The organism is Amycolatopsis sp. DSM 110486 (assembly GCF_019468465.1).
GTDB lineage: Bacteria > Actinomycetota > Actinomycetes > Mycobacteriales > Pseudonocardiaceae > Amycolatopsis.
The window spans coordinates 7,168,722-7,189,235 of sequence record NZ_CP080519.1; the positions used below are offsets into that span (position 1 = coordinate 7,168,722).

Annotated in this window: 18 protein-coding genes; 9 read left to right on the forward strand and 9 right to left on the reverse strand. The window is 70.4% G+C overall.

What is annotated here, in order from left to right; genetic code table 11:
* Nucleotides 1-280 precede the first annotated feature (280 nt).
* The 5 genes from K1T34_RS34780 to K1T34_RS34800 all read right to left on the reverse strand — a co-directional run bounded on the left by K1T34_RS34780 (nt 281) and on the right by K1T34_RS34800 (nt 5,223).
* The gene (locus tag K1T34_RS34780) at nt 281-2,329 is read right to left on the reverse strand and encodes a transglycosylase domain-containing protein (protein ID WP_220247564.1); all 2,049 of its coding nucleotides are present in this window, start codon (nt 2,327-2,329) and stop codon (nt 281-283) included.
* A gap of 126 nt (nt 2,330-2,455) precedes the next feature.
* Entirely contained in the window at nt 2,456-3,277 is an 822-nt protein-coding gene (locus K1T34_RS34785) for an ABC transporter permease (protein WP_220238957.1), read from the reverse strand.
* A complete protein-coding gene (locus tag K1T34_RS34790; RefSeq protein WP_220238958.1) occupies nt 3,237-4,070 on the reverse strand; it encodes an ABC transporter ATP-binding protein in 834 nt (277 codons plus the stop codon). The genes K1T34_RS34785 and K1T34_RS34790 overlap by 41 nt, the downstream gene beginning before the upstream one ends.
* Entirely contained in the window at nt 4,067-4,516 is a 450-nt protein-coding gene (locus K1T34_RS34795; RefSeq protein WP_220238959.1) for a MarR family winged helix-turn-helix transcriptional regulator, read from the reverse strand. The genes K1T34_RS34790 and K1T34_RS34795 overlap by 4 nt, the downstream gene beginning before the upstream one ends.
* Nucleotides 4,517-4,614: 98 nt before the next feature.
* Nucleotides 4,615-5,223, reverse strand: coding sequence for a LysE/ArgO family amino acid transporter (locus K1T34_RS34800; protein ID WP_220238960.1), 609 nt, complete (start codon nt 5,221-5,223; stop codon nt 4,615-4,617).
* A 70-nt stretch (nt 5,224-5,293) separates the two neighbouring features.
* Here K1T34_RS34800 and K1T34_RS34805 point away from each other — a divergent pair, with 70 nt between their 5' ends.
* The gene (locus K1T34_RS34805) at nt 5,294-6,169 is read left to right on the forward strand and encodes a LysR family transcriptional regulator ArgP (RefSeq protein WP_220238961.1); all 876 of its coding nucleotides are present in this window, start codon (nt 5,294-5,296) and stop codon (nt 6,167-6,169) included.
* Nucleotides 6,170-6,233: 64 nt separating this feature from the next.
* Complete coding sequence (locus tag K1T34_RS34810) at nt 6,234-6,857, forward strand: TMEM175 family protein (protein WP_255637767.1); 624 nt, start codon at nt 6,234-6,236, stop codon at nt 6,855-6,857.
* Between the two features lie 3 nt (nt 6,858-6,860).
* Here K1T34_RS34810 and K1T34_RS34815 read toward each other — a convergent pair whose 3' ends face one another.
* The 3 genes from K1T34_RS34815 to K1T34_RS34825 all read right to left on the reverse strand — a co-directional run bounded on the left by K1T34_RS34815 (nt 6,861) and on the right by K1T34_RS34825 (nt 11,216).
* The gene (locus tag K1T34_RS34815; protein ID WP_220238962.1) at nt 6,861-8,933 is read right to left on the reverse strand and encodes an AMP-binding protein; all 2,073 of its coding nucleotides are present in this window, start codon (nt 8,931-8,933) and stop codon (nt 6,861-6,863) included.
* A gap of 135 nt (nt 8,934-9,068) precedes the next feature.
* Nucleotides 9,069-9,974, reverse strand: a complete 906-nt coding sequence (locus K1T34_RS34820) for a hydroxymethylglutaryl-CoA lyase (RefSeq protein WP_220238963.1) — start codon at nt 9,972-9,974, stop codon at nt 9,069-9,071.
* A 36-nt stretch (nt 9,975-10,010) separates the two neighbouring features.
* Nucleotides 10,011-11,216: a CaiB/BaiF CoA-transferase family protein gene (locus tag K1T34_RS34825; RefSeq protein ID WP_220238964.1), complete on the reverse strand. Its 1,206-nt coding sequence runs from the start codon at nt 11,214-11,216 to the stop codon at nt 10,011-10,013.
* Nucleotides 11,217-11,340: 124 nt separating this feature from the next.
* On the opposite strand from K1T34_RS34825, the gene K1T34_RS34830 reads away from it, so the two are divergent.
* The 6 genes from K1T34_RS34830 (at nt 11,341) to K1T34_RS34855 (ending at nt 17,150) form a co-directional block, all read left to right on the forward strand.
* Entirely contained in the window at nt 11,341-12,132 is a 792-nt protein-coding gene (locus K1T34_RS34830) for an IclR family transcriptional regulator (protein WP_220238965.1), read from the forward strand.
* 425 nt (nt 12,133-12,557) lie between these two features.
* Nucleotides 12,558-13,937 (forward strand): MFS transporter, encoded by a 1,380-nt coding sequence (locus tag K1T34_RS34835; protein ID WP_220238966.1) that lies wholly within the window; start codon nt 12,558-12,560, stop codon nt 13,935-13,937.
* Between the two features lie 14 nt (nt 13,938-13,951).
* Nucleotides 13,952-14,446, forward strand: a complete 495-nt coding sequence (locus tag K1T34_RS34840) for a universal stress protein (protein WP_255637768.1) — start codon at nt 13,952-13,954, stop codon at nt 14,444-14,446.
* A 79-nt stretch (nt 14,447-14,525) separates the two neighbouring features.
* A complete protein-coding gene (locus K1T34_RS34845; RefSeq protein ID WP_220238968.1) occupies nt 14,526-15,650 on the forward strand; it encodes an acyl-CoA dehydrogenase family protein in 1,125 nt (374 codons plus the stop codon).
* Nucleotides 15,651-15,750: 100 nt separating this feature from the next.
* Nucleotides 15,751-16,704 carry an LLM class F420-dependent oxidoreductase gene (locus tag K1T34_RS34850; protein ID WP_220238969.1) on the forward strand — a complete coding sequence of 318 codons (954 nt, stop codon included), beginning with the start codon at nt 15,751-15,753 and terminating at the stop codon, nt 16,702-16,704.
* Entirely contained in the window at nt 16,701-17,150 is a 450-nt protein-coding gene (locus K1T34_RS34855; RefSeq protein WP_220238970.1) for a helix-turn-helix domain-containing protein, read from the forward strand. Before K1T34_RS34850 ends, K1T34_RS34855 begins: the two co-directional genes overlap by 4 nt.
* 19 nt (nt 17,151-17,169) lie before the next feature.
* Here K1T34_RS34855 and K1T34_RS34860 read toward each other — a convergent pair whose 3' ends face one another.
* Nucleotides 17,170-18,558, reverse strand: a complete 1,389-nt coding sequence (locus K1T34_RS34860) for an SdrD B-like domain-containing protein (RefSeq protein WP_220238971.1) — start codon at nt 18,556-18,558, stop codon at nt 17,170-17,172.
* A 245-nt stretch (nt 18,559-18,803) separates the two neighbouring features.
* On the opposite strand from K1T34_RS34860, the gene boxC reads away from it, so the two are divergent.
* The gene (gene boxC, locus K1T34_RS34865) at nt 18,804-20,513 is read left to right on the forward strand and encodes a 2,3-epoxybenzoyl-CoA dihydrolase (protein ID WP_220238972.1); all 1,710 of its coding nucleotides are present in this window, start codon (nt 18,804-18,806) and stop codon (nt 20,511-20,513) included.
* Nucleotide 20,514: the final 1 nt, after the last annotated feature.

The window sequence follows — 20,514 nt, forward strand, 5'->3', positions numbered from 1 at the left end:
GCGGCGCACCGGGAGTCGATCACGCCGATCCTCCGCGTGATCCGGTCCGCCGATGAGGCACGAGTGCGGCGAGGTTGCGTTCACTGCAGCGCCGGCGCGCCACCCGCCGACGTGGGTCGCTGGGGGCACGAAGGACGGGCTGCCGACTCGGTCATTTCGCCCTCGCGCCAAGTCGGTCGGGACGCCGCGGGGCCGCGCGGGCCACCTCTGTGGTTTGTGAAGGGCTCCTTGCGGGAATCGAAGTCCCTCAAGGAGCCCTTCAGCCGGACCTGCAGGAGGTTCAGTTCCGCGCGTCGAGGTACTGCGGGTCCGGCGGCGGGATCGGCGTGTCGGGGACGCCCGCCAGCAGCGTGCTCATGGCGTGGAAGTACGGCGGGGCCGCGACCGTGCCACCGAACGCGCCGTGGCCGCATTGGCCGAGGTGTACGGGCGTCCCGGGGCAGATCTCCTCCGGGTGCGGGCCGTCGGCGAACACCATGGACGACACGGCGTAGTTGTCCACACCACCGACGAACGCGACGGACTCCGACAGCTGCGTGGTTCCCGTCTTGCCGATGTCCGGGCGTGTCCAGCCGGCCGAGTGCGCGGCGGCGGCCGACGTGCCGACCGTGGTGTCCTGCGAGAGCCCGGCCTCCAGCGTGTTGGCGACGCCCGTCGGGATCACCTGCTCGCACCCCTGCTGCTTTACGGGCACAGCTTGGCCGTCGCGGTCGGTCACCGACAGGATCGGGTCGGGCGGGCACCACGTGCCGCCGCTCATCAGTGTCGCCGAGACGTTCGCCATCTCCAGTGGGCTCACCGGGCTGTTGCCGAGGGTGAACGAGAGCAGGTTCTGGAAGTACTGCGACTGCGGCTCGTCGTACTGGGGGTTCTTCGACCGCGCGTCCGACGGATCGGTGATCGGCGGGTTGCCCGCGTCGTTGGTCGCGAGCGTGGTGCGCAGGCCCAGCTTGCGCGCCATGTCCAGCACGGCGGGCATGCCGACCTGCGACTCGAGCCCCACGAACGCGACGTTCGGCGACGTCGCCAGGCCGCTGGCGAGTGAGATGGGGTCGGGGTAGCTGGTGCCGTCGTTGCTCACCGAGTAGCACGGCGTGTACTTGTTCGCGTTCGGCGGCGTGAAGCAGTTGCTGAGCGGGTTGGGCAGCGGCGTGTTCAGCCCGGCCTTGCCCGCCACCATCGCGGCGGCCGAGGTGAAGATCTTGAACGACGAACCGGCGCCGAACTTGTTGCTCGCGTCGGCCACGATGTTCGTGGACGTCTCGCCCTGGGCCGGATCGGTGCCGTAGTTGCGGTTGGCGACCATCGCGAGCACCTGGTGCCCGCTCGCGCCCGGCTGCACCACGGCGAACGTGTTGGCCACGCCGTCCTGTGTCGTCGGCACGTTGGCGTCCACCGCGTCCTTCACGACCTGGCTCACGTGCGGGTCGAGTGTGGTCTTCACGACGTAGCCGGCGGTGTCGAGCTGGTCGATCGTGAACCCGGCCTGCTTGAGGTAGTTCACCGCGTACGCGCAGAAGAACCCGGCGTCGGGCGCCGCGCCCATGCACGTGCTCGACGGCGCGGCCGGGCGCGTGCCGACGACGCCGAGCGGTGTCGCTTTCGCGGTGGCGGCGAAGGAAGCGGGGATGGACTTCGCCGTGACCATGGAGTCGATGACGGTGTTGCGCCGCTTGAGCGCGTTGTCCGGATGCGTGTACGGGTTGTAGACGCTGGGGTTGTTCACCATGCCTGCCAGCAGCGCGGCCTGTGGCACGGTCAGTTTGTCCGCTGTGGTCCCGAAATACGCTTCCGCGGCCGCGCCGATGCCGTAGACGGTGCCGGTGTACTCCACCACGTTCAGGTAGTCGGCGAGCACGTCGTTCTTGGACACGGTCTGGCTGATCTGCACGGCCATCTTGGCCTCGCGCAGCTTGCGGGCCAACGAGTCCTCGCGGTCCTTGTCCTGCGCCGTCTTGTCGTTGCGGTCGACGACGTTGATGAGGTAGTTCTTCACGTACTGCTGCGTGATCGTCGACGCGCCCTGGAGGTCTCCGCCCGAGCTGTCGTTCACCGCCGCGCGCAGCATGCCCTGCGGGTCCACACCGCCTTCGGTGTAGAAGCGGCGGTCCTCGATGTCGACGATCGCGGCCTTCATCGCGGGCGAGATCTGCGCCGCGGTGACCGGAATGCGGTACTGCGCGTACAAAGTCGCGATCGTGCCGCCGTTCCGGTCCGTCACCGTTGTCACGAGCGGCGGGTCCGCGTGCTCCAGATCCGCGGAGATCGCGTCGACGGAGTCACTGACCTGATTGGACAAAACACCCGCGCCGATGGCGACCGGTGCCATCGTGCCCGCGACGAGAACGCCTGCCAGCACGCACAATCCGAGGAACGGGGCTACCCCCTTGCCTTTTCCCACGGTCCCCAACCTACGACCGGGCTCGTGTGAATACGGTGGGTAAAGCAGAGTTTGTCATCGAGCCAACCTTCCGAGCAGAGCCGATGCGACGCCGATCGCCAAGGCGGTCGCACCCACTAGGACGCCGAAGTCCAGCCCGAGGTTGGCCGGAGTGCCGATGAGAAGTCCGCGAAGGGCGTCGACCTGGTAGCTCAACGGGTTGATGTGGCTGAGCACCTTCAGCCAGCCGGGCATCAGGTCCACCGGGTAGAGGGCGTTGGACCCGAAGAACAACGGCATGGTGATGGCCTGCCCGATCCCCATCAGCCGCTCGCGGGAGAGCACGATGCCGGCGATCACGATGGAGAAGCAGCAGAAGAACGCCGAACCGAGGATCACGATCACGACCATGCCCAGCAGCCGCAGCGGGTTCGCGGTGAGGCCCACGCCGAGGATGGCCGAGAGAACGAGCACCATCAGCGCCTGCACGAGCGCGCGCAGCCCGGCCGCGAACGCCTTGCCCGCCACGAGCGCGGCCCGCGGTGTCGGCGTGACGAGCAGCTTCGAGAGCACGCCCGCGTCGCGTTCCCAGATGATCTGGATGCCGTAGAAGATGGAGATGAACAACGCCGACTGCGCGAGGATGCCGGGTGCGAGGTAGTCGAGGTAGGGGATCGAGCCGGTCGGGATCGCGTGGATCCGCGTGAACGTCTCGCCGAAGATCAGCAGCCACAGCGCGGGCTGGATCGCGCGGGTGATCAGCTCGGACTGGTCGCGGCGCAGCTTCTGTAGCTCCACCAGGCACATCGCGCCGATGCGGGAGAGCAGGATGCGCAGTTGTTCCAGTGGTCCCGGGTCAGCCGAGACGGCGGGCGGTGCGGCGAGTGGCACGGACATTGCGCATCCCTCCTGTTTCGCTCTGCAGCGCGTCGCCGGTCATCGACCGGAACACGTCGTCCAAAGTGGAGTCCGGGCCGAGTTCCGCCTCGAGCTCGGCGGGGGTGCCGAGCGCGCGGACGCGGCCGGCGTGCATCAGGGCGACGCGGTCGCAGTACTGCTCGGCCTCGTCCATGTAGTGGGTCGTGACGAGCACGGTCATGCCGGTGCGCGTGCGGATCTCGGTGATGCGGTCCCACACCGCCGAGCGCGCCACCGGGTCGAGGCCCACGGTCGGCTCGTCGAGCACGAGCAGCCGGGGTGAGCTCACCAGTGCCTGCGCGAGCTCGAGCCGGCGGATCATGCCGCCGGAGTAGCCGCCCGCGGGCCGGTCGGCTTCATTCAGCAGGCCCACCAGGTCGAGCGCGCGGTGGACCTCGTCGGCGCGGCGGGAGCGGGGGACGTCGAACAGCCGCGCGAACAGCGACACGTTCTCGCGTCCGGTGAGCGCGCCGTCGGCCGAGAGCTGCTGGGGCACGTACCCGATCAGACGGCGCACGGCCATGCGGCGGCGCGTGACGTCGACGCCGAACACGGTGATGGCCCCCGCGTCGAGCGGCAGCAGGGTGGTGATCATGCGGATGGTGGTGGTCTTGCCGGCGCCGTTCGGGCCGAGCAGGCCGAAGATCTCGCCCGGCACGATCTCCAGGTCGACGCCGTCGACGGCCTTCGTGATGCCGAACGAGTGGTGCAGGCCGGCGCACCTGACGGCGGGCTCGGGCCCGGCTTCGCGGTCGGTTTCCAGGGCGCTCATGCCTCCTCCTTCAGGGCGTCCATCAGCTTCTCCAGCGCGGGCAGAGCCGCGGTGATCGACACGGTGTCCTCTTCGGACAGCCGCGTGAGCGCGGCCGAGACCAGCCCGGTCCGCGCCTTTCGCCAGGTCGCCATGCGCTCGCGCGCGGCCTCGGTCACCTGCAGCTGCGCGGCGCGCCGGTCGGCCGGGTCCACCTCGCGGCGCAGCAACCCGGCTTCGACGAGGAGGTTCACGAGCGTGCTCACGGAGTTCCCCGCGAGGCTCAGCTCGCGCGCCGCCGCGGCGACGCCGACGCCGGGCAGCCGGTCGACGACCCGCAGCAGCTCGACCTGCGCGCCAGGCAGGGGAGGGCCGGGCACTTCCGCGCGCACCCGCCGCCGCACGACGCGGCGGATGCCCTGCACGGCGGACATCAGCCGCTCGGCGAGGTCGGGAGGTGGGATCATGCCTTCGACATTAGCTCTGAGTCAGAGTTATTATCAACGCCAAATGTCTCTTAGGTCTTATTGTTCACGATTTGCGCTCGTTGGCCTTCTTGGCGATTTCAGGCGAGCCGGCTGAGCACCATCGAGACGCCGAGCGCGGTCATCGTCACGGCGATCAGCCCGTCGAGGATCCGCCAGGCGGCCGGCCGCGCGAACACCCCCGCGAGCCGGCGCGCGCCCAGGCCCAGCGCGCTGAACCAGACGGCGCTCGCCAGCGCCGCGCCGACGCCGAAGACCCAGCGACCACCGCCCTGGCCGGCCGCCACGGAGCCGAGCAGGAGCACGGTGTCGAGGTAGACGTGGGGGTTGAGCCAGGTCAGCGCGAGGCCGGTGAGCACCGTGCGCCGCGGGGACACGGGCTCGAGCGCGCTTGTCGTCAGCGCGCCGGGCTTCATGCAGCGCCTCGCGGCGAGGAACCCGTACGTCACCAGGAACGCCCCACCGACGACCCCGATCGCCGTGATCGCCGCCGGCCAACGCTGCAACACCGCGCCGATCCCGCTCACCCCCACGGCGATCAGCACGACGTCCGACAGCGCGCACACCACGATCAGCCGTTTGACGGCCCCGCCGCGCAACCCTTGCTGCAGCACGAACGTGTTCTGCGCCCCGATGGCGACAATGAGCGAAAGGCCGGTACCGAAGCCGGCGGCGAGTGCGGGAACCACGCCTTCGACCGTAAGGTGGGGTCTTCGAGTTAGGCCAGCTAAAGATTCTTACGTAACATTAGCTGCCGTGATGTCAGATCTCCCTCTCGACCAGGTCCGGACACTGCTCGCCGTGGTCGACGAGCAGTCCTTCGACCGCGCGGCCGCCGTGCTGCACGTGACGCCGTCGGCCGTCAGCCAGCGCGTGAAGGCGCTCGAACAACGCCTGGGCCGCGTGCTCATCCTGCGGACGAAACCCGTGCGGCTCACCGACTCGGGCCAGGTCGTCGTGCGGTTCGCGCGCCAGCTCACGCGTCTGGAGGAGGACACCCGCGCGGAACTCGGCCTGGTGGGCGTCGTGGGCCCGCTGACCCTCCCCATCGCCGTCAACGCCGACTCCCTGGCCACCTGGTTCCTCCCCGCGCTGGCCGCCGTGCCCGGCGTGTCCTTCGACCTCCGCAGCGACGACCAGGACCACACCGCCACCCTCCTGCGCGAGGGCCTCGTGATGGCCGCCGTCACGTCCGCGCCCCACCCTGTGCAGGGCTGCACTTCAACGCGCCTGGGCCTCATGCGCTACCGCGCCATGGCTTCCCCGGCGTTCGTCGCGCGCTGGCTCGCGGACCGCCCCCTGGCTTCCGCGCTGGCCGAGGCGCCTGCAGTGCTCTTCGACCGCAAGGACGACCTCCAGGACCGCTTCCTGCGCACCCTCACCCGCCGCTCGCTACCGCTCGGCGCCCGCCACTACGTGCCTTCGTCGCAGTCCTTCGCGGATGCCGTCACCGCCGGCCTGGGCTGGGGGATGGTGCCGGAACTCCAGACGCGGGGGTCCTCTTTGGTGGATCTGGCGCCGGACCGGCCGGCGGATGTGCCGCTGTACTGGCAACAGTGGAAGCTGGACTCACCCGCGCTGGCTGCTTTGGCGGAGGCGGTCGCGGCTGCGGCGGCTACCGCTTTGCGGAAGTGACTGTCCTGAGTAGACACCCCGGCCCCAGCTTCACGCACACACCGTGAGGTGGTTGGATCACAGCGTGGAGAGCAATGTGGAGCGGACGAAATCACCCGAGCGGCTCGTGTTCTTCAGCGACGCCGTGGTGGCCATCGCGTTGACGTTGCTCGTGCTGCCGCTCACCGATCTGGTGCCCGAGCTGGCGGCGGAGCACAAGGAAGCCGTCGATGTCGTTCTGGAGCACTGGAACCAGCTCTTCAGCTTCGTGCTGAGCTTCGTGGTGATCGCGCGGATGTGGTGGGGCCACCATCGCATCTTCGAAGAGGTCCGCGCCTACAGCGGGCCGTTGGTGTACGCGAACTTCGTGTGGCTCTTCACCATCGCCGTGCTGCCGTTCCCGACGGAGATCACCGGTTCGTTCGGGACCAACCGCTTCGCCGCCATGTTCTACACGGGCACGATCTTCGCGAGCAGCTTTGCCCAGTCCGCGCTGGTGCTGATCATCCGCCGGGACCGGAACGTGGCCCGCAGCCCCGATTCCGTGACCGACCTGTGGCTCGGTAACAACTTGTTGTCCACGGCCGCGCTGCTGATCGCCTTCGTCGCGGCCGCCGTCGAACCCGTGCTCGGCTACTACGCCCTCTTGCTGCTCATCCCCGCGCCCTGGGTCGCCCGGTGGATCGTCAGCCGCAAGGCCGACCGCTGACGCTCACGCCTGCGGCAACGGCCACAGGTCGTCGTTGAGCATCCGCTTGAGGATCTTGCCCGTGGCGTTGCGCGGGAGCTCCGGCACGAAGTACACATCGCGCGGCACGGCGAAGCGGGCCAGCTTCTGGTGGATGTAGTGCCGCACGTCCTCGGCGTGCATGCGCGCGCCGCGGCGGAGCACGACGTACGCGGCGAGGCGCTGGCCGAACTCCTCGTCCGGCACGCCCACCACGGCCGCTTCGTAGACGCCGGGCAACGCGACCAGCGCCTCTTCCACCGGGCGCGGGAACACGTTCTCGCCGCCGGACACGATCATCTCGTCGGCGCGGCCGGTGACGAACAGCCGGCCGGCCGCGTCCTGGTAGCCGACGTCGCCGGTGGCCATCAGGTCCTTCGAGCGCGGCACGCTGGAGCCGTTGGTGTAGCCGTCGAAGAGCATGTCGTTGCCGACGAAGATCTGGCCCTCGTCGCCGGGCGGCACGGGGCGGCGCTCGTCGTCGAGGATGGCGATGCGGGTGCCCGGCGGGCAGCGGCCGGCGGTGGTCGGCGCGGCGCGCAGGTCGACCGGGTCGGCGATGCTGGCCCAGGAAACCTCGGTGGAGCCGTAGAAGTTGTAGAGGATGTCGCCGTAGGTGTCCATGAACGAACTGACGAACGAGCCCGACATCGCGGAACCGCTGCTGGCCACGATCCGCAGCGACGACAGGTCGTAGCGGCTGCGCACGCGCTCGGGCAGCTCGTGGATGCGCTGCAACATGATCGGCACGGCGAACAGCGCGTCGCAGCGGTGCTCGGCGATCATCCGCAGCGTCTGCTCCGCGTCGAACCGGCGGATCAGCGACAGCTCCGCCCGCACGGACATCCCGACCTGCAACGCGGCCAGGCCCCAGCTGTGGAACAGCGGTGCCGCGACGGCGATCTTGTCCCGTGCCCGCAAGGGAATCCGCGCGAGGATGCTCGCCGCGGTACTCAGGCCTTTCGGCGTCGGACGGCGCGCGCCCTTCGGGGTGCCGGTGGTGCCGGAGGTGAGCACCACGATCTGGCCCGGCCGCTTGGCCGGCTTCGGTCGCGCCTTGGACGCCTCGTGGATGAGCTCGTCGACGGTCCGGTAACCCTGCTCGGCGTCGTCCCACGTGCTCACGCGGGGGAAGTCGCCCTGCACTCCCGCGATGGTCTGCGCGAACTCGTCGTCGGCCAGCACCGCGGCGGGTTGGTGCTCGGTGAGCACGTCTTCCACCGCGGAGGGCGACAAGCCGGTGTTGAGCAGCACCACGTCCACGCCGAGCTTGCTGCACCCGACGAACGCCTCGACCATCGCCGCGTGGTTGCGGCACATCAGCGCCACGCGCTGGCCCGGCCGCACGTCCAGCTTCGCCAGGGAGTTGGCCAGCTGGTTGCTGCGCTCGTCGATGTCGCGGAACGAGCGGCTGTTGCGTTCGTCGTGCACGGCGATGTCGTCGGCGCCGCGCGCGGTCGCCGCGAGGTAGCCGCCCGCGATCGTGGCGCCCCACTGCGAAAGCGAGTTGAGCTGCTTCGCGACCTTGTCCGGCCGGCCCGCGACGAGCACGCCCGCGCGTACCAACGTGTTGGCCGTGCGCAGCGTCGTCGCGCGGTCGTACTCCGGCGGCTCGGCGGCTTCGCCGGACAGCTGCAGCTCGATCCGCCGCGTCAGTTCTTTCAGCATGCCCTTGACCGCTGAGCGGGAAAGCAGGTCGTGGTGCTCGGGCGGCAGCGACGGGAGCATCAGGCGCAGCACGATCTCCGTCGCCCCGCCCGCGAGCGCGCGCAGCTCGAACGAGATCCAGTTGCGCTCGTCGGGCAGCCCGCACCACACCACGTGTTCGCCGGGCCGGTACACCACCGCGTGGATGGTGCCTTCCACCAACGTTTCCCGGTCGGGAGCCAGCCTGATCAGGCAGCGCGGGCCACGGCCACGCAGCGGGGCCTCGGTCACCTCGCACCAGCTGATCGCCGGCAGGAATCTCGGATAGAGCTCGGGGGAGCCGACGATCTGCCACACCGCGTCGGGCGGGTGCCCGACGGTCGAGCTTGCCTCGACCACATCGTCTCGCATTGCGATCCGCCTCACCGCCGCGCGCGTTGCGCTCCCCGGTGGGTACCGGACGCGCGTTCAGGTGCGGGCACGCTACCAGCAATCGGCTCAGCTCCGGTACTCCGAATGACCAGGAATCCGGCGGGACGGGAATTTTCAGACGAGCGCGGCGGGCGTGGCAGGAACCGACGAGAGTGCCGAGCCGAGCTCGTGCCCGACGGCGAGCCGGACCTCGTCACGCAGGCTGGCCAGCTTTGCGACGTCGAGGCCGGTGGCGATGCCTTCGCGGTGAAGCAGGTGGACCAGGTCGTCGGTGGCGATGTTGCCCGAGGCCCCGGGTGCGAAGGGGCAGCCGCCGATCCCGCCGAGTGACGAGTCGAAGCGGCGGATGCCGAGCCGCAGGCCCTCCCACGCGTTGGCGGCGGCGAAGCCGTAGGTGTCGTGCAGGTGCAGGCCGAGCGGCAGGTCGGGCACCGCGTCGCGCACGGCTTCGATCCCGCGGCGCAGCAGGCTCGGGTTGGCCGCGCCGATGGTGTCGGCGAGGTGCAGCACGCCGGCGCCGAGCTTGGCCAGGCGTTCCGCGGTGGCGGCGGTGCGCGCGGGGTCGGTGTCGCCGTCGAACGGGCAGACGAAGGCCGTCGCGATGGTCGCCTCGATGGCGACGTCCGCGGCGGTGAGGATCTCGGCGCAGCTCTCAAGCCGGGCGAGCGCGCCTTCGGTCGGCACGCCGGCGTTGGCCGTGCTGTGGCCGTCGCTCGCGGAGACCACGAGCCGCACGGAGCGGGCGCCGGCTTCCACGGCCTGCTGGGCGCCGCGCTCGGTGAAGACCAGCGTGTGCAGGGTGACAGGGCTGTTCGCGGGGTCGAGCGTGCGCAGGAGTTCGTCGGTGTCGGCCATCTGCGGCACGCGGCGCTTCGAGACGAAGGAGCCGACCTCGAGCGCACGGAACCCGGCGTCGATGAGGCCGCGGGCGAGGCGGAGCTTGTCGGGGGTGGGCACGGTGCGGGCTTCGTCCTGCAGGCCGTCGCGCAGCACGACCTCGGTGATGAGGACCTCGTCCATGGTGGGTCTCCTTTGTTCTCGGTCTGTGCGGAAGGGTCAGATCACGCCGCCGGCGCGCAGGCGCGCGCGGGCCTCGTCGTCGAAGCCGAGCTCGGCCAGCACGTCTTCGGTGTGCTCGCCGAGCTCCGGCCCGAGCGTCCGTACGCTGCCCGGGTGCTCGCCGAGCGCGGGGACGACGCCGGGGAAGGTGACCTCGACGTCGTTGTCGTCGATGCGCACGGTTCGGCGCTGGTGCATGCCGCGGGCCTCGAAGTGCGGGTCCTTGGTGATGTCCTCGGCGGTGAGGATGGGGCCGCAGGGCACGTCGGCGGCACGCAGCGTCGTCTCGGCGGCTTCCTGCGAACGGCCCTGCGCCCAGTCGCCGATGACCTGGTCGAGGCGGGCGGAGTTGGCGACGCGGCCGGCGTTGTCGGCCAGCGCCGGGTCGTCGGCGAGATCGGGGCGGCCGATGGCGTGGGCGAGGCGGCGGAAGATGGCGTCGCCGTTGCCGCTCACGACGATGTACTTGCCGTCGCCGCAGCGGTAGGTGTTCGACGGCGCGATGCCGGGCAGCGCGGAGCCGGCGGGCTCGCGGACCACGCCGAACGCGTCGAAGTCCGGGACCAGCGATTCCATCAGCGAGTAGACGGCCTCGTACAGCGCGACGTCGACGGTCTCGCCCCCGCCGCCCTCGCGTTCGCGGCGCAGCAGGCCCATCAGCGCGCCGATCACGGCATACAGACCGGCGACGGAGTCGGCGAGGCTCACGCCGACGCGCGTCGGCGGGCGGTCGGGGTACCCGGTGAGCGCGCGCAGGCCGCCGACGGCCTCGGCGACGCCGCCGAAGCCCGGCCGGTCGCGGTACGGGCCGGTCTGGCCGTAGCCGGACACGCGCACGAGGACGAGGCCGGGGTTGAGCTGCTTGAGCTCGTCCGGGCCCAGGCCCCAGCGTTCGAGCGTGCCGGGGCGGAAGTTCTCGAGGACGACGTCGGCCTTCGCGATGAGCTTGCGCGCGACGTCCTGGCCCTCGGGGGAGCGCAGGTCGAGCGTGACGGAGCGCTTGTTCCGGCCCAGTGTGCGGAAGAGCAGGGAGGTGTCACCCGCGTGCAGGCGCCAGCGGCGCAGCTCGTCGCCGCTGCCCGGGCGCTCGACCTTCACGACGTCGGCGCCGAAGTCGGCCAGCAGTCTGCCGGCGGTGGGCGCGGCGACGAAGTTGCCCAGTTCGACCACCCGCACTCCGGTGAGAGGGCCTCGATTGCTCATGATCACGCTCCAACCACATAGTGAGTTGCAAACCCAGAATACGGGTGTGCGTGTCGCCGTCAAGACGATCGAGGCTGACTACACTCGGCGAAACAGTCGGGTGGGTCACAGAAGCGGGGCGGCGATGGCGGAAGAGCGGGGCGGCACCGCGCCGGTGCTGGTGCTGCGCAAGTTCAAGCAGATCCTCGAGTCGTTCACGATCGAGGAGCCCGAGCTGACCCTGCAGCAGATCACCCGCGCCACCGGCCTGCCGGCCAGCACCTGCCAGCGGCTGGTGCACAACCTCGTGCGCGAAGGCTTCCTCGACCGGTACGACGACACCTACCGCGTCGGGCTCGGCCTCGTGCGCTGGGCCGCGCCGGGCACCTTCGGCCTCGACCTCGTGCGGCTCGTGCGTCCCGTGCTGCACAAACTGCGCGACGACTCGGGCGAGACGGCCTGCCTGTACGTGCGCGACGGCGCCTTCCGCACGGTGGTGTCGCTGGCCGAGTCGCGCCACCCCGTGATCCGGCTGTTCGTGGTCGGCATGGTGATGCCGCTGCACGCCGGCTCGGCCGGGAAGGTCTTCCTGGCGTGGGACCGGCTGGCGCTGCGTGACGCCGTCGGGCACGGCCTGGCGCGCTTCACCGAGCACACGATCGTCGACATCGACCTGCTCAACCAGCAGCTCGCCCAGGTCCGCGCCGACGGCTACGCCAGCAGCTTCGAGGAACGCGACCTCGGCGCGGCCTCGCTGAGCGCCCCGGTGTTCGGGCTGACGGGCGAGCTGAGCGCCGTGATCGGCATCGGCGCGCCGACGCAGCGCATGACGTCGGCCGACGTGCCGCGCCTGGCGCCGCTGGTGCTCGACGCGGCGGCCGCGGCGTCGGAACGCCTGGGATACCGCGCGGGAATGGCCCGCGACGTCATCGGCTGACTTCGGCGCCGCTGCGCGGTGTCGTGAGTGGTCGGTTGGTGGAGCGCGGGCCACCGAAGACAACCGCTAGCGCTGCAGCGTGGGTACGTGCCCTTCACGGACCGCGCTACCCCGGGGCGAGTTCGCGCTGGTCGGCGCGCGGGGGAGTGGTCTCACTGTCCGTTGTGGCTGATTCGCCGGTTTCGTCGCGGAGTGAAGATTTCTTGTCGTGCGATGCGACCGCGCGGATTGCCACCCTTCGTGCTGGTGAGGGGCCTGCCGGGGGTGGATCCGTCCCGATCGGTGGACCCCTCAGGCTGATCCACAACGCTCCGCGACCCTTGACGTCCGCGCGCCTACCGCCACATCATGGGGGCACGAATCACATAGTGGATCCTGCCTTACGCTGGATCCGCGCGGCCATGAACTGTCAAAGGAGACGACGGATGGCGAACCCCCTCGACACGGCGGAGCCGGGGACGGCCGCGGTCGCGGCGCGGCTCGACCGGCTGCCGGTCACCCGCACCCATCGGCGCGCGACCGTCGCCGTCGGGCTCGGTCTGTTCTTCGAGTTCTACGAGGTGTTCCTGACCGGGACGATCAGCGCGGTGCTGGTCAGCGAGTTCAAGCTCAGCAAAGCGGCGCTCCCGCCGCTGCTGGCCTCGACCTTCCTCGGCATGTTCTTCGGCGCGCTGCTGCTCGGCCGCCTGGCCGACCGCTTCGGCCGGCGCGGGGCGTTCCTGCTCAACCTGGCGCTGTACTCGTTCTTCTCGCTACTCGGCGCGTTCAGCGGCAACGCGATCATGCTGCTGATCACCCGGTTCTTCGCCGGTGTGGGCCTCGGCGCCGAACCGCCGCTGGCCGACACCTACCTCACCGACCTGCTGCCCGCCCGCAAGCGCGGCAAGCTGATCGCGTGGGCGTACACGCTCGCGTTCTGCGGTGTGCCGGTCGTCGGCTTCCTCGCGAAGGGGCTCACGGAGGGGTCGTTCCTGGGCATCGCCGGCTGGCGCTGGCTGTTCGTGATCGGCGCGCTCGGCGCCGGCGTGGTGTTCCTGCTGCGCCGCGGCCTGCCGGAGTCGCCGCGCTGGCTGCACTCGGTGGGGCGCACGCAGGAGGCGGAGACCGTGATCCGGGGTCTCGAGGCCGAGGCGGGCCAGGCCCCGGCCGAGGAGCCCGCGCCCGCACCGGTCGAGAAGCCCGTGCGCAAGGCCGCGCCGGTCCGTGACCTGTTCGGGCCGACGTACCGCCGTCGCACGATCATGATGACGATTTTCCACGTGTTGCAGACCATCGGCTACTACGGCTTCGGCACGATGGTCCCGCTCGTGCTCGCCGCGAAGGGCTACCCGGTTTCGCAGTCGCTGCTGTTCACCGCGCTGACGTTCCTGGGCTACCCGGTGGGCTCGGCGTTGTCGCTGCCGCTCGTGGAACGCTTGGAGCGCAAGCACTTGGTCATCGGTTCGGTGCTCGCGATGGCGGTGTTCGGCCTCGCGTTCGGGCTCGCGAACTCCATTGCTCTCGCCATCGTGTTCGGCTTCATCTACACGGCGATCAGCAACGTGTTCTCGAACTCCTACCACATCTACCAGGCCGAGATCTTCCCGACGGCGCTGCGCTCCACGGCGTCGAGCGGCACGTACTCGATCTCGCGGCTGGCGAGTGGCCTGATGCCGTTCGTGCTGGTCCCGCTGCTCGACAGCTCGGGCGCGACCACGCTGTTCGTGGTGATCGGCGCGGCGCTCGTGCTGGTGGCGCTGGACATCGCGATCCTCGGCCCGCGCACCACAGGCCGCTCGGTGGAGAACGTGGCCGGGGAAGGCTGACCGCTGCGGACATAATGGGCCTCGTGGAAGATCTGGTCGAGGAGTACGGCCCGCGGTGGGAATCCGGGCCGTACGAACGGGGAACCGACGGACCGCGCGTGATCCTGGTCGGCACGGACACATCGCCGACGGGGTTGCGCGCGGCTTCGTATGCGGCGGGTCTGGCTCGGCGCCAGCGGGCGCGGCTGGTGGTCGTGTACGTCGCGGCGCCGTCGATGTGGGCCGGGCTGGCCGCGGCCGCCGTGGTCGACGTCGAGCAGCAGACGTTCACCGAGGAGATCGCGCAGCTGCGGTCCGAGCTGCACGGCCGCGCGGACGAACTCGGGGTGCCGGTGACGTTCGTCGTGCGCCGCGGCGAGGCCTATCCGGAGCTGAAGGAAGCCGCACTCGAGGCGAGTGCCGACATGGTCGTGGTCGGAGCGTCGGAGCAGGGCGGGCACCGGCTCGTCGGCTCGGTGGGCAACCGGCTGGTGCGCGCGGGGATCTGGCCCGTGGTCGTGGTGCCGTGACCAGCGGACGTTGACAGGCGCGCGCGATTCGGTAAAAATTCTGAACCGGTAAGTTTCCTGAACCGGTCGGAGGACGACAGTGGGCACTCGCGACGACCTGCTCGACAAGGCACAACCCGTGGCCGCGGCGGCCGCCGAGCACGCCGGCGAAACCGAACGGCGTCGCGCGCTGGCGCCCGAGGTCGTGTCGGCGGCTCGGGCTTCGGGCCTGTTCCGCGCGGGGCTGCCGGCTTCTTTGGGCGGCTCGGAACCTTCCGCGGCGGCGATCTTGCGGGCCGCCGAGCGCGTGGCCGAGGCCGACGCGTCGGCGGGCTGGTGCGTGTCGATCGCGGCCACGAGCAGCCTGCTGGGCGCGTACCTGCCGGAGAAGGGCGGCCAGGAGGTCTTCGGTGACCCCGATGCCGTCGCCGCCGGCGTGTGGGCGCCGCGCGGCAAGGCCGTGGCCGTGGACGGCGGGGTCACGGTGTCGGGGCGCTGGTCGTTCTGCAGCGGCGTGACGCACGCGGACTGGATCTTCCTGGGCGTCGTGCTCGACGGGAAGCTCGTGGTCGCCGCGATTCCCACGGCTGAGCTGGAAATCCACGACACGTGGCACACGTCGGGCCTGCGCGGCACCGGCAGCCACGACACGAGCGCCGACACGGTGTTCGTGCCCGACCACCGGCTTCTGTCCGTTGTGGACGGTCCGCCCGCCGGCGCCGGGCAGCTGCACCGGTTCCCGCTGTTCGGGTTCTTCGCCGCGTCCATCTCCGCCGCCGCACTGGGCAACGCGCGCGGTGCCATCACGGAGTTCGTGGAGCTCGCCGCGGCCAAGCACCCCAGCGGCTCGCGCCGCTCGCTCGCCGAACGCACCGCCACACAAAGCGCCGTCGCCGAGGCCGAGGCTTCCCTGCGCGCCGCCCGCGAGTTCTACTACCGCGCGATCGACGACGCTTGGCAGGCGGCCTTGTCCGATTCCGTTGTGCCGGACGACCTTCGCCTCGCCTTGCGCCTTGCGTGCACCCACGCGGTCCGCATCTCGGCCGACGTCGCGCGCTCCCTCTACGACCTCGGCGGCGGCTCGGCGATCTACGAAACGTCCCCCCTGCAACGCCGCTTCCGCGACGCCCACACCGCCACGGCACACTTCCAGGTGAATCCCGCGACGTTCGAGCTGACCGGCCGCCTGCTGCTGGGCCTGCCCACTGAAACGGCTCAGCTGTGACCGCGGTGGGTGTGGTGACGCCGGTGGCCGCCGACATCAAGGTGGTTCGCCGGGTGATCGGGCCGGCGTTGCTCGGCTTGACGAGTGGAGTGGTGCAGCGGTGACCGCGATCGGGGTTGTCACGCCGTTCTGGCTGGATCGGCCGGCGGCCGAGGCCGTGGACATCGCCGTGGAGGCGGACCGCAATGGGTTCGGGGAGTTGTGGGTCGGGGAGATGGCGACGTTCGACGCGTTCGCGCTCGCGACGGCCGTCGGCCTGCGGACGGAGCGGATCGGGGTGAAGGTCGGGCCGTTGCCGCTCGGGGTGCGGACGCCGGTGGCGCTGGGGCTTGGCGTGGCGTCGGTCGCGGCGCTGGCGCGCAGGCCCGTGGGGCTGGCGCTGGGTGGGTCGAGCCCGGCGATCGTCAACGGCTGGCACGACCGGCCGTGGGACCACGCGGCCCTGCGGATGCGGGAGACCGTGGCCGCGGTCCGGACCGTCCTCGAGGGACAGCGACTCTCGGTTCACGGGAAACACGTGCGCAGCAACGGGTTCCGCCTGCGAGAGCCCGCGCCGGTGCCGATCACGGTGGCCGCGTTCGGGCCGGCGATGACGCGGGTGGCCGCGGAGATCGCGGACGAGGTCGTGCTGAACCTCGTGCCGCCTTCGCACGTTTCGCGCGTGCGCAAGGAGATCGACGGTCAGGCGCACGCCGCGGGCCGCACGCCGCCGCGGCTGGCCGTGTGGGTGCCCGTCGCGTTGAACCCGGGGGAGGCGACGCTGCGGCAGCTCGCGGCGCAGGCCAGCGTGTACCTGAGCCCGCCCGGCTATGGCGAGATGTTCGCCGAGCTGGGGTACGGCGAGCTCGTCGCCGCCGCGCGTTCCGGCGCCAAGCGCGCGTCGCTGGTGGTGCCGCCTTCGCTGGTCGCCGACGTCGGGGCGATTGGTTCCGCAGCCCAGGTGCGCGACCGCATCGCGGCCTACCACGCGGCGGGCGCCGACCACGTCGGCCTCGTCCCGGCCACGGCGGAAGACCCGGCCGGCCGCACGCTGCTGCGCGAGCTGGCCCCGTGACGGCCGGGTCGCACCGCTTCACGGCCGAGTCCGTCGGCCGGGCCCTCGACGTCCTCGGCGAGCGCTGGACACTGCTGATCCTGCGCGAGGCGTTCTTCGGCGTCCGGCGCTACGCCCAGTTCGCCCGCAACCTCGGCATCCCCCGCCCGACGCTGTCGGCGCGGCTCAAACAGCTCGTGGAACAGGGCGTGCTCGACCGCGTGGTCTACGCCACTGACCCGGACCGCCACGAATACCGCCTCACCACGACCGGCAAGGAGATCTTCCCGGCGCTGGTGATCCTCATGCGCTGGGGCGACGACCACCTGCCGACCCCCGACGGCCCCCCGCTCGTGCTGCGCCACTCCTGCGGCGAACCCGTCGCGCCGCGCCTGTCCTGCACCCACTGCGGCGACGAGATCACCACGGCGAACGTGACGCCCGAACCGGGCCCGGGCTACCACTGACCCAGGCCCGGTCGGGAGCTCAGCCGCGGGTGAAGATCTGGGACCACTCCCAGCCGCAGCTCTGGCACGTTCCGGCCTGGACCTGGAAGCTGCCCGCGTAGGCCGGAACCCAGCCGTCAGCCACCTTCAGGAAGTAGCGGCCGGCGGGCACGGACCCGAACGAGACGTGGCCGTCGGCGTCGGTGGTCCCCGTCGCGGTGGTCTGGCCCGACAGGATGTCCACCAGGCTCACGGCGGTGTCCGCGATCGCTTCGCCGGGATCTTGGGTGGAATTCGTGTTGTCGTCGTGGTAGATCCAGCCGCTGGTGGTGCCCAGTGCACCCGGTACTCGCGCCCACAGCCGAACTTCCGGGTTGCTGTCGGGGTTTCCGAGTTCGGGACCGAAGTCGCAGTCGACGGCGAACCCGCCGTACTGGTCCGCGAGAGGCGGAACGGTGCCGGTCTCGGTGAAGGTCCGGGTCTCACCGGGTGCGAACGTCAGCGAGGCCGGATACACGAGGTCGGTCCACGATTGCCAACCCGTGAGCTGGTACTGGCTGCCGCCGATGCGGTCACAGTTCCCGCTGATCCCGGACAACGGCTGGGATCCGGTATTGGTCAGCGTGAAGGTCACCTGCGCCTGGTCGCCAGGTGCATAGGCGTCGCGATCCACCGACGCGCTCGCCGTGAGCTGGTCCGACAGCGGCCGTACCGCGCGCAGCTCGACGTTCTGGTCGCCGCCGGCGACGTCGATGCCGCCGTTGGGGTCGGCGAGCAGCCAGCCGTCGGGCAATGTCGTCGAGAACAGTTGGTAGTAGCGCGCGGGCAGGTCGGCGAAGGTGAAGCTGCCATCATCGCCCGTCACGGTGTCGAGCGTGGTGTCGCCGTAAATCCTCACCGGTGCTGCGGCGAGCCCCTCACCCGGGTCGAACGTGCCGTTGCCGTTGCCGTCGCCGTAAACGACACCGTGTACGGAGCCCGTGGTGGTAGTCGGGTCGACGAACGGCACGCTCAGGTGCGCGGACTGCACATCCCACGAAGCGATGCTGCTGCTGGTGATGTCGAACTCCGGCGAAGCGCCGCCCCAGCTGTAGACGGTCGCGGTGACCGCGAGGGTTCGGGTCTCGCCCGGGGCGAGTGTCGTGCCGGGGTAGCCGAAGTCGCCCCAGCTGTTCACTGACGCGTAGGAGCCCGCCATCTGGTCGGTGTAGAGGGTGATTGCTGTCAGCGGGTCGGCCGAGCCGTTGTGCACGGTCACCGTGATCGGGAACGGCTTTCCGACCAGGTGCACGCCCTCGTCGACGGAAGCCGTGATCACCAGCTTCGCCGGGTCGGCCGAGGCCGTGGGCGTCACGAGGGCACCGAGGGTCAGCGCGGCGGTCAGTCCGGCGAGCAGCCGGAAGACCCCGCGCGGGGATCTGAGGATCAAGAAGGTTTCCCCCTGGAAACAAGGCCGTCCGTGGGCGTCCCCCGACGCACGCTTGCCGGGCCGGCGTGGTTGCGCAGTTGCGACTGCGATCAAGGGAGAAAGTAGCGCCGCCGGGGAGGGTCGGGCCAGGGGATTTGCCCGGACGGAGCAGCGTCACCCAACGCGAGATCTTCTACAGAAGCTTGACGAATATGGCGAGTTGTGTAGAAACTACTCCCCCGACCCCGAGTGAGGAGGCGTTCGCCATGACGGTTGTCGCGCAGGGTGGTGAGGTGGAGGTCCCCGTCGCGCAAGAAGGCGTGAGTTTCGACCGGCGGCCGGAGGGGTATCGGCATTGGCGGCTGCGCGTCGACGGGGCCGTGGCGTGGCTGGAGCTCGACGTGGCCGAGGACGGGGGGCTGGTGCCCGGCTACGAGCTCAAGCTGAACTCCTACGACCTCGGTGTGGACATCGAGCTTTACGACGCCACGCAACGACTTCGCTTCGAGCACCCGCGGGTCCGGACGGTCGTGGTGACGAGCGGCAAGGACGGTGTGTTCTGCGCCGGCGCGAACATCCGGATGCTGGCGGCGTCGGAGCACGCGTGGAAGGTGAACTTCTGCAAGTTCACCAACGAGACGCGCAACGGCATGGAGGACGCGACCGAGAACTCCGGCCAGACGTACCTCGCGGCCGTGAACGGGGCGTGCGCGGGCGGCGGGTACGAGCTGGCTCTCGCGTGTGACAAAATCATCCTCATCGACGACAATTCGTCGACTGTCGCGTTGCCCGAGGTGCCGCTGCTGGGCGTGCTGCCCGGCACGGGCGGGCTTACGCGAGTGGTCGACAAGCGCGGCGTGCGCAAGGACCGCGCCGACGTGTTCGCCACGCGAAGTGACGGTGTGAAAGGGAAGACGGCCGTCGACTGGAAGCTCGTCGACGAGCTGGCTCCGCGCCGCGAATTCCTCCGGACAGTCGAGAAGCGGGCGCTGGAGCTGGCGGAGAACAGCACACGGCCCGCCGACGCCCACGGCATCGAACTGACGCCGCTCGACCGCAGCGCGACGGAGTCGGGCCTGACCTACCCGCACGTCACCGCCGTGTTCGACCGCCCGGCCGGCACCGTCGAGATCACCGTGCACGGACCGGAAGCAGCAGCGCCCGAGACCACCCGGGAGATCCACGAGCAGGGCGCCGAAAACTGGCTGCTGGCCGTCACCCGCGAGCTCGACGACCTCATCCTCCGCCTGCGCACCAACGAATCGAGCCTCGGCACCTGGCTTCTGCGCACGAGCGGCGACGCCGAAAAGGTCTTGGCCCACGAGCGCGCCGCCCTCGGCCGATCCGGCGAAGACTGGCTGTGCAACGAAATCCGCCACTACACCAAGCGCGTCCTCAAGCGGCTCGACGTCACCAGCCGCAGTCTCATCGCGCTCATCGAGCCGGGCAGCTGCTTCGCCGGCGTGCTGCTGGAGCTCGCGCTGGCTGCCGACCGCCAGTACATTCTGGACGGTCCGCCCCTCGACAATGAGCACAGCCTCCAACGCGCCGCGATCACCTTGTCGGAAGCCAACTTCGGCACCTTCCCCATGGGCAACGGCCTCTCCCGCCTGGAATCCCGCTTCTACGGCGAACAAGACCACCTCGACTGGCTCCGCAAGGAGCTGGGCAGCGCGCTGACGCCCCAGGAGACCGTCGAGCTCGGCCTCGTCACCGACGCCCCCGACGACATCGACTGGGAAGACGAGATCCGCATCGTCGTGGAGGGTCGCGCGGCGCTGAGCCCCGACTCCCTCACGGGCATGGAAGCGAACCACCGGTTCGTCGGCCCCGAAACTCTGGAGACGAAGATCTTCGGCCGCCTCACCGCGTGGCAGAACTGGATCTTCACCCGCCCGAACGCCTCGGGCCCCGAAGGCGCGTTGCGCCGCTACGGCACGGGCCAGAAGGCGGCCTTCGACCGGAAGCGAGTCTGAC